The organism is Neobacillus sp. CF12 (assembly GCF_030348765.1).
GTDB lineage: Bacteria > Bacillota > Bacilli > Bacillales > Cytobacillaceae > Neobacillus.
Genome location: NZ_JAUCEU010000007.1, coordinates 5,794,408 through 5,807,107, shown reverse-complemented (window position 1 = coordinate 5,807,107; position 12,700 = coordinate 5,794,408). Strand labels below are relative to the sequence as shown.

17 protein-coding genes are annotated in these 12,700 nt (G+C 36.1%); 5 read left to right on the top strand and 12 right to left on the bottom strand.

The features are described from left to right. Positions 1–15 precede the first annotated feature (15 nt). Positions 16–258, top strand: coding sequence for a DNA alkylation repair protein (locus QUG14_RS27985; RefSeq protein WP_289343727.1), 243 nt, complete (start codon positions 16–18; stop codon positions 256–258). A 45-nt stretch (positions 259–303) separates the two neighbouring features. On the opposite strand, the gene QUG14_RS27980 is transcribed toward QUG14_RS27985, so the two are convergent. Beyond that, a complete protein-coding gene (locus tag QUG14_RS27980; RefSeq protein ID WP_289343726.1) occupies positions 304–1,125 on the bottom strand; it encodes a hypothetical protein in 822 nt (273 codons plus the stop codon). Between the two features lie 60 nt (positions 1,126–1,185). Next, entirely contained in the window at positions 1,186–2,130 is a 945-nt protein-coding gene (locus QUG14_RS27975; RefSeq protein WP_289343725.1) for a CobW family GTP-binding protein, read from the bottom strand. Between the two features lie 117 nt (positions 2,131–2,247). Here QUG14_RS27975 and QUG14_RS27970 point away from each other — a divergent pair, with 117 nt between their 5' ends. Further along, a complete protein-coding gene (locus QUG14_RS27970; protein ID WP_289343724.1) occupies positions 2,248–2,958 on the top strand; it encodes an AlbA family DNA-binding domain-containing protein in 711 nt (236 codons plus the stop codon). A gap of 38 nt (positions 2,959–2,996) precedes the next feature. Here the strand turns inward: QUG14_RS27970 and QUG14_RS27965 are convergent, their stop codons facing one another. The 4 genes from QUG14_RS27965 to deoD form a co-directional block, all read right to left on the bottom strand. Beyond that, complete coding sequence (locus QUG14_RS27965; RefSeq protein WP_289343723.1) at positions 2,997–3,797, bottom strand: LCP family protein; 801 nt, start codon at positions 3,795–3,797, stop codon at positions 2,997–2,999. A gap of 118 nt (positions 3,798–3,915) precedes the next feature. Further along, positions 3,916–5,388 carry a lmo1851 family serine protease gene (locus QUG14_RS27960; RefSeq protein WP_483310772.1) on the bottom strand — a complete coding sequence of 491 codons (1,473 nt, stop codon included), beginning with the start codon at positions 5,386–5,388 and terminating at the stop codon, positions 3,916–3,918. 149 nt (positions 5,389–5,537) lie between these two features. Further along, the gene (locus tag QUG14_RS27955; protein ID WP_289343722.1) at positions 5,538–6,338 is read right to left on the bottom strand and encodes a M15 family metallopeptidase; all 801 of its coding nucleotides are present in this window, start codon (positions 6,336–6,338) and stop codon (positions 5,538–5,540) included. Between the two features lie 105 nt (positions 6,339–6,443). Next, positions 6,444–7,148, bottom strand: coding sequence for a purine-nucleoside phosphorylase (gene deoD, locus QUG14_RS27950; protein ID WP_289343721.1), 705 nt, complete (start codon positions 7,146–7,148; stop codon positions 6,444–6,446). 157 nt (positions 7,149–7,305) lie between these two features. Between deoD and QUG14_RS27945 the strand changes: the two genes are divergently transcribed. Next, positions 7,306–7,440, top strand: coding sequence for a hypothetical protein (locus QUG14_RS27945; RefSeq protein WP_289343720.1), 135 nt, complete (start codon positions 7,306–7,308; stop codon positions 7,438–7,440). Between the two features lie 40 nt (positions 7,441–7,480). Here QUG14_RS27945 and QUG14_RS27940 read toward each other — a convergent pair whose 3' ends face one another. The 4 genes from QUG14_RS27940 to QUG14_RS27925 all read right to left on the bottom strand — a co-directional run bounded on the left by QUG14_RS27940 (position 7,481) and on the right by QUG14_RS27925 (position 10,002). After that, positions 7,481–7,789 carry a YodL domain-containing protein gene (locus QUG14_RS27940; protein ID WP_289343719.1) on the bottom strand — a complete coding sequence of 103 codons (309 nt, stop codon included), beginning with the start codon at positions 7,787–7,789 and terminating at the stop codon, positions 7,481–7,483. A 99-nt stretch (positions 7,790–7,888) separates the two neighbouring features. Further along, the gene (locus tag QUG14_RS27935) at positions 7,889–8,659 is read right to left on the bottom strand and encodes a sporulation protein (RefSeq protein ID WP_289343718.1); all 771 of its coding nucleotides are present in this window, start codon (positions 8,657–8,659) and stop codon (positions 7,889–7,891) included. A gap of 12 nt (positions 8,660–8,671) precedes the next feature. Further along, the gene (locus tag QUG14_RS27930) at positions 8,672–9,433 is read right to left on the bottom strand and encodes a serine/threonine protein kinase (RefSeq protein WP_289343717.1); all 762 of its coding nucleotides are present in this window, start codon (positions 9,431–9,433) and stop codon (positions 8,672–8,674) included. A 395-nt stretch (positions 9,434–9,828) separates the two neighbouring features. Continuing rightward, a complete protein-coding gene (locus QUG14_RS27925; RefSeq protein WP_081954691.1) occupies positions 9,829–10,002 on the bottom strand; it encodes a YozD family protein in 174 nt (57 codons plus the stop codon). A gap of 179 nt (positions 10,003–10,181) precedes the next feature. On the opposite strand from QUG14_RS27925, the gene QUG14_RS27920 reads away from it, so the two are divergent. After that, a complete protein-coding gene (locus QUG14_RS27920) occupies positions 10,182–10,349 on the top strand; it encodes a hypothetical protein (protein WP_289343716.1) in 168 nt (55 codons plus the stop codon). Between the two features lie 3 nt (positions 10,350–10,352). Here QUG14_RS27920 and QUG14_RS27915 read toward each other — a convergent pair whose 3' ends face one another. Together QUG14_RS27915 and QUG14_RS27910 are read right to left on the bottom strand one after the other, a co-directional pair. Then, the gene (locus QUG14_RS27915; protein ID WP_483310771.1) at positions 10,353–11,054 is read right to left on the bottom strand and encodes a hypothetical protein; all 702 of its coding nucleotides are present in this window, start codon (positions 11,052–11,054) and stop codon (positions 10,353–10,355) included. Between the two features lie 129 nt (positions 11,055–11,183). Beyond that, positions 11,184–11,411, bottom strand: a complete 228-nt coding sequence (locus QUG14_RS27910; RefSeq protein WP_289344259.1) for a YozE family protein — start codon at positions 11,409–11,411, stop codon at positions 11,184–11,186. 174 nt (positions 11,412–11,585) lie between these two features. Here QUG14_RS27910 and QUG14_RS27905 point away from each other — a divergent pair, with 174 nt between their 5' ends. After that, positions 11,586–12,686 (top strand): AI-2E family transporter, encoded by a 1,101-nt coding sequence (locus QUG14_RS27905; protein WP_289343714.1) that lies wholly within the window; start codon positions 11,586–11,588, stop codon positions 12,684–12,686. Positions 12,687–12,700: the final 14 nt, after the last annotated feature.

Genomic DNA, 12,700 nt, shown 5'->3' with positions numbered 1-12,700 from the left:
TGAAAGGAGATTACAATGTCTACACCTTATAAATGTCCGAATTGTAAAACCAATCGAAGTCGCTTTAATATTATTCAACAAGTTTCCCAATCAGTGAAACTTGACCCCCAGTCTGGTGATGTTATTAGAGAATACAGTCAAAATGATTTGGAACCCTTTCACCTGCCTTACAATGGACCTGAATATCGAATTCAATGTGGCGCCTGCGGTCTAATTGAGGATGAAAGAACATTTATTAAATTTGGAGAACAAGCGTAACACACAAAGAAACACCTTTATTATTCGATAAAGGTGTTTTTAAATTTACTTTAGTTCGTTTTCCTTTAAAAACGAGTCAGAGTCTACCTTCCAAGCATCCATGGTTGAAAAACGGATTAAATGGATCTCACCTCGATAGTGCTGCCGTCCTCTATTTTTTATAAACCAATCTATTTCAATTGGTACGTCCATGCTAATTTCATTTATTAAATCTTCAGCTGGCAGTATCGGCATCCGTGTTATTCTAACATTTTCAATTTTACCTAATATAGGTTTCCAGTTGAGTTTCTGTAGTGAGATTAAATTTGAAATGAAGGCATCCTGCTGTTTTAACCCAGCAACATAAGCATCAACCGTCTCATATGGTGAGGCTTTACTCAAGTACTCTTCTAGCTTCCCAGATGCCTTAAATATCATCAACATATGGGAAAGATCCATTGCATTGGTACGATGTGTTGTACTGCCGAAAAAGTGGATACAAAAATGTCCAGGAAAATTATTTTTTAAAGCACCAGCCCCATGCGGCATGCCATGCATGGAGCCAGCAATCCATTGATCCTTACTAATCACAATGATGGCACGTCGTTTCCAGCTCCATTTTCCTCCGTAAATCTTTTTCATGATTTTTGTATCCTTTGGGGTCAATGGCTGTACGTCAGCATGGTGACTGCCCGCACGCCTTTGAACTTTAAACTTCTTCCCAGTTTCAAGGTCCAGAACCGTAAACTTCGAATACTTCGGTATAACATTATTGACTTCTTCCCATGGCAGCATTTCAATTTTGTAACTAATATTGGTTGCAGCATGAATCCCTTGACCATATAGGAGGAAAAGAATAACCATTACAACAATTGTTTTCTTCTTCATCTAATCCCCCTTTTCAATGTAAAATAACTACATTAAAAGAGTTACCTGAAGAATAAATGTTCATTCATTTTCTTTTTGGATTTTATAAAAAAGTTCAAGTTTTTTTAGCTTTTCTTCAATTTCTGACCAATTGATATTTTCACCAATAAACACTAGATTTAAAGGTAAATTCATCTCTTCCTTCATGTATAAAGGCATGCCATAGGAGTATTGAAAAAGATAAGGTTTTGATGAAGCATCAAACTTCATATACCCTTTTATGCGGTAAATGCTTTCCGGTAAATCCCTTAGAAATTCCTCAAAATTAGAATGGCTAATTGGCTCTTGGAATTGATAGACAAAGGTGGTTAAATTAAGCGCTTTTTGAGAAAAATTTGAGTTGGATTGTTTTGCAAACGATACTGTTAACTTCCTCAACTCCTCAATGGAAACTTGAGAATAATTGGTTAACAAACAGCGTGCAGAAGAATTGATTCCTTGTACCTCGAAAATAGTTTTAGACTGCTCTGATTCTGACAACTCATCCATTTTATTTATGAGAATATAGTCTGCGTGCCTAACCTGTTCAAGAAGTAATTGTTGAAGTTGTGGACTAAGCGACCTTCTATCTCTCCATCTTAATCCATCCACAGTCGTTACAATACCTTTAATGATAAATTGATCAGCAAATAAAGGTGAAAGAATAGCGTCTAGGACTTCAACAGGGTGTGCCGCACCAGTGGTTTCGATATAAATAACATCTGGCTTTTCATTTACTAATAGGCTTTGCAACTGAGCCTCAAGCTTGTCTGATATTGAACAGCAGATACACCCACCTAATAGTTCCTTCAAAGAAACATCCTCTTCACGCGCGACTTCTGAATCTATTGAAACCTTCCCTAACTCATTCATCATCACTGCAGTCTTTCTGCCTAATAAACGTTCATTTTCAAGTAAACGGCGCAAAAGTGTCGTTTTTCCACTTCCTAGAAATCCGGATAATATATATACCTCTGTGTTATTCATCTTGCTTACCTCTTTTTCTTTTCGATAATGCTTTTATTATATCTGAAATTGGGCTAACAACTAGATAAAAGTGGCTTATAATAGTAGTAAAAGAAAATTCAGAAAGGAATTCCCCTCATGATCTATGAGTATGTCTACCCAAAAAGTCTCCTGCATTTCATAAAAAATCCTTCACATGAAACATTAAAAGAACTTCTCCTTCATAATACAGGTGAAACTGATTTTCTAGATTTTAAAACAAAGTGGACGGAATTTTCTAAGATGGCTAAACATGTCCTCGCGATTGCTAATTCTGGTGGAGGCTGTATTATTGTTGGTGTCAGTCAAAATGATGAGGGTGCTATTTCCTTATCTGGGCTTAACGAAGATGACTTTCTAGATAAAGCAGATATAGACAATAAACTGGCCAATTTACTGCCGAAATACCTAAAATATCGAACAGAGGATTTTTATTTTGGTAAGGATCAGCAAACATTGAGCAATAAAAGGTTTCAGGTACTTATTATTGAATATGATCCTAAATATGTACCCTATACATCTGTAGTTCAGCGGAATGAACTACGTTACGGAGCAATTTATGTACGGCAAGGAACAAAATCTCTTGAAGCAACGAATGATAAGCTCGTTGAAATTATCTTACGTAAAGTTCAGTCTGGGGGTTCTGGCGTGAATGAATACACCCTAAAAGAGCACCTAGAACAACTAAAGGAATTATATGAGGAACTCGCTACGCAAAAAGAGAATGAATACAGTCAATTTATTGCTGATTTGATAGAACGTAAAAAAGAAAGAATCCAGCAATTATTAGATATCCATCCTGAAAGTTAAGGAAGAAAGCGAATGAACACATTCACTTTCTCATCCCTCTAATATTGTACTTGTTCGCCTTCTAATAATTTATTTACGTTCTCAAGTTTATCATCTTTGTTAACAGCCATTAATTCTATTTGTTCAATGGAAGTGACAGGGTTCATCATCACAGATAATCCCAAATCCATTAATTTTCCTTTTCCAATGTCTGTATTTACACCTTTTAATGTCTCATTTATAACTTTTGGTGCCAATGTGAGGATTTCCTCAACCGAGATTTCTTTCAACATTTCTGCTTTTAATGCTGTAATCAACGGAGTTAATTCGTTTGCATAGCTAGGCTCACTTTTAAGTTGCTCCAAATAGAATACAAAATCTTCTCCTTTTACTATTTGCTTTTCACTCTCGAGGTGACCTTCTGTTCCAGTCTTCATTTCTATCCCGTTTGGCGCAAGCAGGTCAATACTTTTACCGATGCTTGCAAAATCAAAGAGTAAACAATGATCAATCTCTATTTGATATATTTTTGATACCTCATTTTTCAAAGTCTCCAGTTTATCTTTTTCATCATTAATTGGAACCAAAATGGACCCGAACTCCATTTTATTATCAACTTTGTCATATTTCACCAGTAGCCCGGGTTCTGGTGTTGAAGAGATTGATCCCTTACTATTTTCCATTATAAGAAAAGTTTCAACTCCTTCTTCACTTTCAGAAGAACCCTTCAATTTTTCCAGAAAAGGGATACTCTTTGTTGTTGTTTCTCCCTCCTTCTCACCACCACTTTGAAAAAACGTTTGTAGGGGACCAAAGCCGAAAAAGGACAGGACTATAACAGCTATGACTAATTTTTTCATATTCAAAAATCACCTAATTCCTTCTATATTCATTTCCATTGTCGGAAAATCAGGCACAGAATATACTTTCAATACGTAAAAAAGCCTGAACCATCCACAAATGGTTCAGGCTAAATCATTATTTCATTTCTTCTTTTAATACTTCAATGGCTTTTTGTAGCTGAGTATCATTTGCTTGAATCTTTTCTCTTAGTTTTTCCATTAATTTAAATGTAGAATCCCCTTTTAAGACTCCATCCGCCGGGAGATTATTTGCTGTTTGAAAGCTAATGACAGCTTCTTGTGTTTTTTCATCAAAGAATCCGTCTTCACGCCCTGTGTCATACCCGATTGCTTTTAACATTTTCTGAGCAGTTTCAACCTCGGTTGAAGAACTTGAGAGCTTTAACTCTTTGTCTGGATTGATGATTGGTAATGTTGCATAATCGGGAAGCGGAACTTCAATATCCGGCTTAATTCCTTTTTTATGAATCCAATTGCCATTTGGAGTCAGCCATTTGGCAGTTGTAAATTTAATATTAGAGTTATCAGGGAAATCCTTAGCAGTTTGCACTGTTCCTTTACCAAAGGTATTCTCACCCACTAGCTTTACCCCAGCAGATTCACTGACAGCTCCAGCTAGAATTTCTGAAGCACTTGCACTTCCTTTATCAATTAGGACAACCAGTGGGAAATCAGGATTTCCATCATTTTGGGAAGGATATTCCTCCGTCTTTCCATTTCGATCTTCAACTTTTAAGATTAGTTTTCCTTTCGGAACGAACATACTTGAAATACTGATAGCTTCATCTAGCAATCCACCCGGATTTTGACGCAAATCCAAGACTACACCCTTCATTCCTTGTTGTTGTAGTTCAGTTAACTTTTCTACAAGTTCCTTCGAGGTGTTTGTCGAAAAACTAGTAATTTGAACTTTAGCGATTCCGTCCCCTACCATCTCACCATAAACGGTCTCAATTGGAATATCATCACGGATAATCGGAACTTTTACCGGGGCGTCTGTTCCCGGGCGTTGGATGGTTAATTCAACCTTGGTTCCTTTTTTTCCACGAATAATCATTACCGCCTCGGTCGAGGTCATTCCTTGCAGGCTTTTTCCATCTACTGACGTAATGATATCATTCGGTCTTAATCCAGCTTTTTCAGCGGGTGAACCTTTAATAGGTGAAACAATCATAATATGTCCGTCTTTTTCTTGGATTTCAGCACCTATTCCCTGGAAAGAAGAGTTAATTGAGGAATGGAAATTCTCAGCTTCCTCCACACTCATATAATCGGTATAAGGGTCGTCTAGAGCTTTTACCATTCCATCAATAGCTCCATTGATTAGTTTTTTCTGATCAAGATCCTCAAAATATCCATCTTTCAGCGTATCATAAGCAGTGTAAAGTTTATCAAATTCAGACCTTTCGGTACCTACAGTTATGACTTTTTCTTCACCAAATGATAGGGCAAATATTGTTATACCGGTCGATATCACTACAAGGAAAAACAATATTAATATAAAATGGAATTTTTTAATGTGCACATACCCAGATTTCTTATCTGTTACCTGTTCTTGTTCATGATTTTCAGTTATTTGTTCATCCAAAGCCTTCACCACTTTCATTGTCCAAAAAATAATATGTAAAAACTGCCCTTAGTGATTAGAATAACATCTTTTAATGAAAATTAACAAAGAAAAGTTATAAATAAGTAAAAAGCGGCACAACCCTTCGGTAGGCGTGCCGTTCTTTCCTATTACATTTTCTTAACTTCATTAAAATATTCCTCTAATGTCCAGTTATGCTCGTACATAATTGTTGCTGCTTTCACTCCAACATAGCGAAAATGCCATGGCTCATAGACGTAATTCGTAATATCTCTTTTCTCTTTTGGGTATCTCAGAATAAACCCGAAGCGATGTGCATTTTCTTTAAGCCATTTACCTTCTGTTGTATCAGCAAAAGCTTCATTTAAATAAAGTTTATTGGACCTGCTCGAAATGTCCATAGCTAATCCAGATTGATGCTCACTCGCTCCCGGAATGGCTACGGCTTGCTCAGCTTTTTCTATCCCTACTCTATTTATTTCTGCTTCAAACAACGATTGTTGTCGACTATAGGAGCGGTAACCTGATACAGCATAAAGTTCAATTCCATTTTCAGCAGCGTTTGTAAACATTTTCTCTAAAGCTTCGGCCGCTTCTCTTCTCATTAAACTTTTTTCAATATTAACTTCTTTAAAGGAGAATGCAACGTCTGGTCTCACAAGATCATCAGGTATGTATTCTTCGGGTAAGTGAAACTCTTTGTTCACCAATGCCATGACATTCGTAGAATTTTGGATGACATTTTTGCCGTCTACTTCCTTAATATCATTAAAGAAAATAGCTTCTAAGCTGAGTGGGTCATTTACCTGTGATTCATCTTGTTTTTCTTGATTACTATTACTAGAATCATTTGCAGTGAACGGAAGCTTATCTACTAGTGCATTGAATTGACTGCAGCCACTAAGTAGAAAGATCATTGAAACAATCAATAATACCTTTTTCCATATCATTTTTTCTCACCTATCAATCATTCTTCATCTTTATGCACTATATCTATTTTTACCCAAAAAATCAATAAGAAAACCCCTTTCAAGTAATGAAAGAGGTCGATTTTCCTATTCCTTCGTCGCTGCTTCTAGTGCAACTTCAATCATATCATTAAACGTTAATTGTCTTTCTTCAGCTGTTGTTTCTTCGCCGGTTAAAATATGATCACTTACAGTTAATACCGACAATGCTTTGCGGTTAAATTTAGCTGCCAACGTATATAATGCTGTAGTCTCCATCTCAATAGCAAGTATCTGATACTTAGCCCATTTTTCAAGTTCAGCATTATCATTGTAAAAAGAATCAGCGGTAAAAATATTTCCTACTTTTAAATTAAGCCCTTTTTCCACTCCAGCATCATAAGCTCTTTTTAATAATTCGAAGTTGGCACATGGAGCAAAATCAACACCGCCAAATGTTAGACGATTCATGTTAGAGTCGGTCGAACTGGTCATAGCCAAAATAACATCACGTACTTTTACATCCTTTTGAATCGCACCACATGTACCAACACGGATTAAATTTTGGACATTATAGCTATTCATTAATTCATTAACATAAATCGAGATAGAAGGAACCCCCATACCCGTACCTTGAACAGAGATTCTTTTCCCTTTATATGTTCCAGTATAACCAAACATATTTCTCACTTCGTTATAGCATTTCGCATCTTCTAGGAAAGTTTCAGCAATATATTTAGCCCTTAATGGATCTCCAGGCAGTAATACCGTTTCTGCAATTTCATTTTCCTTTGCACCAATATGTACACTCATTCTAAAATCCTCCAATCAATTAAAGTGAAGACAATGCTTCACACTAGTCAATATATCACAACCTATTTGGAATGAAAAACCTTTCATTTAATTGGTCATGATTTTGTTTATTTGTGGGAAGCTATTTTTAGATTATCCAAAGGAGGTATATAAAATTATGGGAAAAAAGCATAGAGCGCAAACCAATCGCCCAAAGAAAAATAATCACGTTCCACCTGAAGCCATTGAAGCCGAACATGCAGCTCACGAAAAAGAGTATAGTGCGGATGGCGGAAGAAAGAAAAGAGGATAATACGACAAAAAAACCTAAGGGATTCTCCTTAGGTTTTCTCTTATCTAATTTGAATTCGATTAATAGGCTGCCATCCACCAGGCTTTAACTGATAGTAATGCTGTCCGCCACGACCTTCATCAATCAATATAATATCACCTGTTGCTAGAAATCTTCCCTTATAATTCGATGGTATTCGATCGGTAACATTAAAAAGGCTAAAGGTTTCTTCCAGACAATTTTCATGGTTACCAGCATGAATGAAGGTACGATAAACTTGTTTGTACCCCTTGTATTCTCTATACTTTGGAGTTTGAAAGATTGTCACATCATATTGAATACTAGATCTTCTTGTTATCGCCTTGATCATCTTATCCCCTCCAATCATTAAAATAATTGTTATTACTTTAATAATTAGAGGTAGACCTAGGATAATCCTTCCTAGAATAAAGTCTTTTTTTGTCGATAATTAAGAGAATCTTTGAATAACGCTCTGGAGTTGCTGCTGTAGGTTAGGTATATCTGCAGATGTAACCGTTACTCTAACATTACTTTCGTCCATACCCGCAGCTTCTGCAAATAATCCACCCAGTCCACGAGCACGACGGTCAACCTGTAATAGCAAGTCTATCGCACCATTACCAGATGGCCTGAAAACTAATTCTAACTCATCTAATCTACCACGAAATGGTCCGGAAGTAGGTACATATTCAAATTCTTGCACAAATGGTAAGCGGCCGCGTAAACGGTGTGGTGCTTGTTCACAATCAGCCTCCCGCAAACGGAAGCCAAGACTGTCGACTGCATTAAACACAGCATTCATTAATTGATCTGGAACAACTTGAATATAGTCTTTATCACCAGGATCTACTGCATTTTTAATATCTAATCCAGTCGTTACCCAAATTTTTGACCTTCCGATTGAAAGTGGTGTATCAAGCGGAAGCTGGAAGGAAAAAGGAATTTCTTTTCTTTCATTTTTTCCGATTGTAAATGGACTGGTAATTCGAAACCGGTCAATTGTAGCCGTTACATTATACTTTTTGTCATCTGATTCTTTTAAATAGGTAGTATTTAATGATAAATAGATATCATCTACCTGTTGTTCAACTTTTCCACCTTTAATTTCAACTATGCCATTTACAGTCTCACCTGGCATATACCTATCTCTTTCTAGCTTTGTGTCAACCGTAGCCGAACCAATTCCTACACTAGCAAATACTTTGTCAAAAAAAGACATTTTACTTCCTCCCTATACCTCAAATAATTTTTGGATATCTAATTTTACTTCTGCACAGCTCTCATAACTGACTTCTATTTGTAACAGCCTGCTGATGATGTGCTTAGCATAATATGATATCTCCAATTCCTCTTCCCAACTGCTTTCTTTCTTCTTTTCTGGAAAAGAAAAGTTGGAGTACAGTAAAAACAAAATGAAATGACCAAGACCATAAAAGTCCGCTTGTGGATTTACTTCTTTCCGTAAATGCCGTTTTCGACTATCTTTTTCCTCATTATCTTGATTCCGTTTGCGTGCAAGCCCTAAATCAATCAGAACAATCTCAGTCCCATTTGTAATCACATTAGGGATTCGAATATCCCTATGAATTAGTTGTTGCTCATGTAAGTAGTGAATAAGTTCTAGCAATTTAAAGGCAATCTTAAACGCTTCTATTTCTGAATACTTTTGACCATCTTGAAAGATTAGCTGTTCGAAATTCTTACCCTCTATATACTCCATTGTATAAAATGGAATATTTTTATATGTGCCAGCTTCGAAAAAGCGTGGGAATCCAGGATGCTTGATGGATAGGAGCAGGTTTTTTTCAAGCTCAAAATCGCTTTTTCCAGCCTTTGTCATTCTCTTATGGATACGTAATGCTTTTAATACTTTCTTTTGCTGTGATTCTCGGTCATAAACTAAGTAGCTATTTCCATAACTTCCTACGCCAATATGCTTCAGTATTTGATAGCGTTGCACAATGATTTCATCTTGCTGAAATCGTTTTTCCATTATATTCGCAGCCTTTAATGTCAAAAATTTCAACATAATTACGATTAACTGCTAAAGAAACTGGAAAAGGAACTGCCGCTTTTATGTTTCTTTTTATAGTGGTGATGTCCCAAGTGCTTATGTTTATTGTGGTTCATTTTTTTCCACGCATTACTTGAATGTGAATATTTTTTTTGATGATGAAGTTTACTACCAAGAATTGATTTTAATATCTTTTTAAGCATTCATCATTCCTCCTCGTTTCACTATTCTTAATACGGTGATGAATTAGTAAAGTTTCACTAATTATTAAAAACAGCAAAAAAAAATCGCACAAACAAAAAGCGAGCAGAATCAAATGCTCGTCTTTCGTTAATTCTTATTAAAAAGATGAATGAAGTCTTGTGAGTTTTTACCTATTCATCTTCTACTTCTTCGTCGATAATACTTTTCTCGATGAGATACTCGAAGGTGATATCTGCGATTTCTTCCAATTCTTCTTCCGTAGGAACGTATCCTCTTTTCACCAGCTCATGAAAGAAAAATTCAGCAATCTCTTCCGTATCAATAAATACTTCAATTTCTCTCATAGCATCGCCCCCTTTTTACAGAATGTATGATGAATTCTGCTCATTCATGCTATTTACTTCTAGAAGAATCGGTAAATATTCAGCAACTTAAACATAGAGAGCAAAATAAAAGATTTATATGTCTTTTTTTCTTTGGACAAGCATAGGATGAATAAAAAGAACGATTATGAGGTGATTGTATGTCAAATCTACAAGCAAAATTTGAAGCTATTCTTGATGATGTTAATCAGGAGGATGGGTTTATCATCACTGCCTTTGAGAAAATATTGGACAGCCTATTTTTTCTAATCAAATGGGGTGGGATTCCTTTGGTCCTTTACTTATTCGTGTCAATATCCTGGTGGTAGAAGCTAGACATGGCTTTTACCATCATCACTTACGACACTTTTCAATTTCCTTAGAATTACTCGCATCACTTGATAGTACTCTTGGTCGTGGAAAATGGTATATAAAATTTTGTAGTCATTAAATATATCTAATAAATTATCAATTAACTGTTTCTTTTCCTTTTTCCGTTCAATTTCTTCAAGTTCTGCTTTTCTTACGATATTTTTTTGTGTTTTGGAAATTGCGACCTGCTGCTTCTCTTCGTTATTAACTAAGTACAGCAGCCCTAACTTTTGGATAAACGTGTCAGCACTCTCAGCATCTGCTACGAGTGTCATTTCCTCTTCACCCGCTTCTAGCCATTCCCCATCACTAATCCTTGAAAGTTCGTAAATTACATCCTCCCACGCATCCTCTTTGTAGCGCCAAATCTCTGTACGAAATCCGACAATCTTAAACAAATCAGCCCCATATCCCGCAACCTGAACTAAATCTCCGAAAAAGAATTTATATTCAATATCTATTTGTTCTTGTTCCACCAAAGTTCCTTCATATTCAGAAAGGAGCTGAAGCCCTGATTCAACAAAAAGACCATCACTTTCATTCACTTCGTATACGTAATTCCCGTCAAGCCACTTAACATCTGTTATTTTGCCTACTGTACCATACATCGTTATCACGACCGTATCACCGACCTTATACTTCGGTATATTCCTTCTTTTCATATCCTCCATCCTCTCAATGATGAGTCGTGAATTTTGATTACAATAGTATATGCACCAATTGATATATCGCTCACATTGGAGAAAAAGAAAAATCGCCTCTTTTGCTAAAGGCGATTTAAAGGTATTAGATTATTTTGATTTACTTTCCGATAGCAAATAAAGATCCCATGCCTCATCAAATACAGACATGGAATTTAAATAATGGCCGTTAAATTCCAAGTAGGAACTGAGTTCGTGGTAGTCTTTCGATATTTTTGGGAAGCTATGATCCAAAAAAGCCTCGTTTGCAAAAACACTAATGGCATCCTTTGGTTCAGGGTGCCGGTATTTCATTAGAAAGTGATAAAAGGATTTAATCATACATTTCGCCTTTCTTTCCATCAATGGGACAAGAATTTCTTATTGATACTATAACGGATGACGAATTGGACGTCCAGCACCATTTTTTTATAACTAAGATAGGAATCATTGGTATATTTTCATAAATTTGATATAATTTTACCAAATAAATTAGAAACAGAGGTACATACATTGGCAAAGAAAAAATTTCAATACTGGTTAATACAGGTTCTGTTAATATTAACCATCATTTGGGTTTCCACCAAGATATCGTTCTTATTTGAACCAATCGGAATCTTTTTTTCGACCATCTTTTTTCCGATTCTAATCACAGGATTTCTTTATTTTCTCCTTAACCCTGTTGTTAATTTTCTACAACGTCATAAAGTACCCAGGCTATTAGCCATCATTATCATTTATGTTGTATTTATCCTCATTTGTGTACTTGCGATTGGAAATTTAATACCAGCCATTACCAAACAATTTACGGCCCTTGCAAATGAGCTTCCAGTGTATGCAGATAAAACCATGCAGTTTTTTGATAAAGTCGTACAATCAACCGAATTTAAATGGGTGATGGATGAGCAAAAGGATATTCTTGAGACAGTTCAGGAAAGACTTATTGAATTTGCAAATACGCTTCCGAACACGATTACTGGCAGCATAACGAATATTCTTGGTGTGATTACGAATATTGCAATCATTCTCGTAACGGTACCCTTTTTATTATTCTATATGTTTAAAGATGGACACAGGTTCCCTTCAGCAATCTCAAAATTCCTTCCCACTGCCTACAGGGAGGAAGGTTTATCCATTTTAAAAGAGACAGGTGATACACTCTCTGCCTATATACAAGGACAAGTTACGGTTGCTTTGGCTGTAGGTACGCTAGCTTTTATCGGATACCTAATTATTGATTTACCCTTTGCACTCGTAATGGCCTTAATCGTAGCTTTTACCAATATTATTCCTTATATCGGACCAATTCTTGGAGGAGCACCCGCTGTTATCGTTGCACTATTTGATTCTCCTACTAAAGCGTTGTTAGTCGTTGTAGTTATTCTCATTGCACAACAAATTGAAGGAAATGTGTTATCGCCGCTCATTCTTGGAAAAAGCTTAGACACCCACCCAGCAACCATCATCATTATATTGCTGGCTGCTGGAAATCTAGCCGGTGTTTTAGGGATGGTCCTGGCAATCCCGTTTTACGCAGTTATGAAAACCATCGTATTAAACCTAGTGAAATTTTTACGGGCAAGAAAAAATGCAGCAAAACATATTCAAACGTAAGTAAACAACCCCTA

What these genes read in the sequence shown, in the direction of transcription:
- QUG14_RS27985 (WP_289343727.1), top strand. Translation starts at nt 16, where the DNA reads ATGTCTACACCTTATAAATGTCCGAATTGTAAAACCAATCGAAGTCGC.
- QUG14_RS27980 (WP_289343726.1), bottom strand. Translation starts at nt 1,125, where the DNA reads ATGAAGAAGAAAACAATTGTTGTAATGGTTATTCTTTTCCTCCTATAT.
- QUG14_RS27975 (WP_289343725.1), bottom strand. Translation starts at nt 2,130, where the DNA reads ATGAATAACACAGAGGTATATATATTATCCGGATTTCTAGGAAGTGGA.
- QUG14_RS27970 (WP_289343724.1), top strand. Translation starts at nt 2,248, where the DNA reads ATGATCTATGAGTATGTCTACCCAAAAAGTCTCCTGCATTTCATAAAA.
- QUG14_RS27965 (WP_289343723.1), bottom strand. Translation starts at nt 3,797, where the DNA reads ATGAAAAAATTAGTCATAGCTGTTATAGTCCTGTCCTTTTTCGGCTTT.
- QUG14_RS27955 (WP_289343722.1), bottom strand. Translation starts at nt 6,338, where the DNA reads ATGATATGGAAAAAGGTATTATTGATTGTTTCAATGATCTTTCTACTT.
- deoD (WP_289343721.1), bottom strand. Translation starts at nt 7,148, where the DNA reads ATGAGTGTACATATTGGTGCAAAGGAAAATGAAATTGCAGAAACGGTA.
- QUG14_RS27945 (WP_289343720.1), top strand. Translation starts at nt 7,306, where the DNA reads ATGGGAAAAAAGCATAGAGCGCAAACCAATCGCCCAAAGAAAAATAAT.
- QUG14_RS27940 (WP_289343719.1), bottom strand. Translation starts at nt 7,789, where the DNA reads ATGATCAAGGCGATAACAAGAAGATCTAGTATTCAATATGATGTGACA.
- QUG14_RS27935 (WP_289343718.1), bottom strand. Translation starts at nt 8,659, where the DNA reads ATGTCTTTTTTTGACAAAGTATTTGCTAGTGTAGGAATTGGTTCGGCT.
- QUG14_RS27930 (WP_289343717.1), bottom strand. Translation starts at nt 9,433, where the DNA reads ATGGAAAAACGATTTCAGCAAGATGAAATCATTGTGCAACGCTATCAA.
- QUG14_RS27925 (WP_081954691.1), bottom strand. Translation starts at nt 10,002, where the DNA reads ATGAGAGAAATTGAAGTATTTATTGATACGGAAGAGATTGCTGAATTT.
- QUG14_RS27920 (WP_289343716.1), top strand. Translation starts at nt 10,182, where the DNA reads ATGTCAAATCTACAAGCAAAATTTGAAGCTATTCTTGATGATGTTAAT.
- QUG14_RS27915 (WP_483310771.1), bottom strand. Translation starts at nt 11,054, where the DNA reads ATGAAAAGAAGGAATATACCGAAGTATAAGGTCGGTGATACGGTCGTG.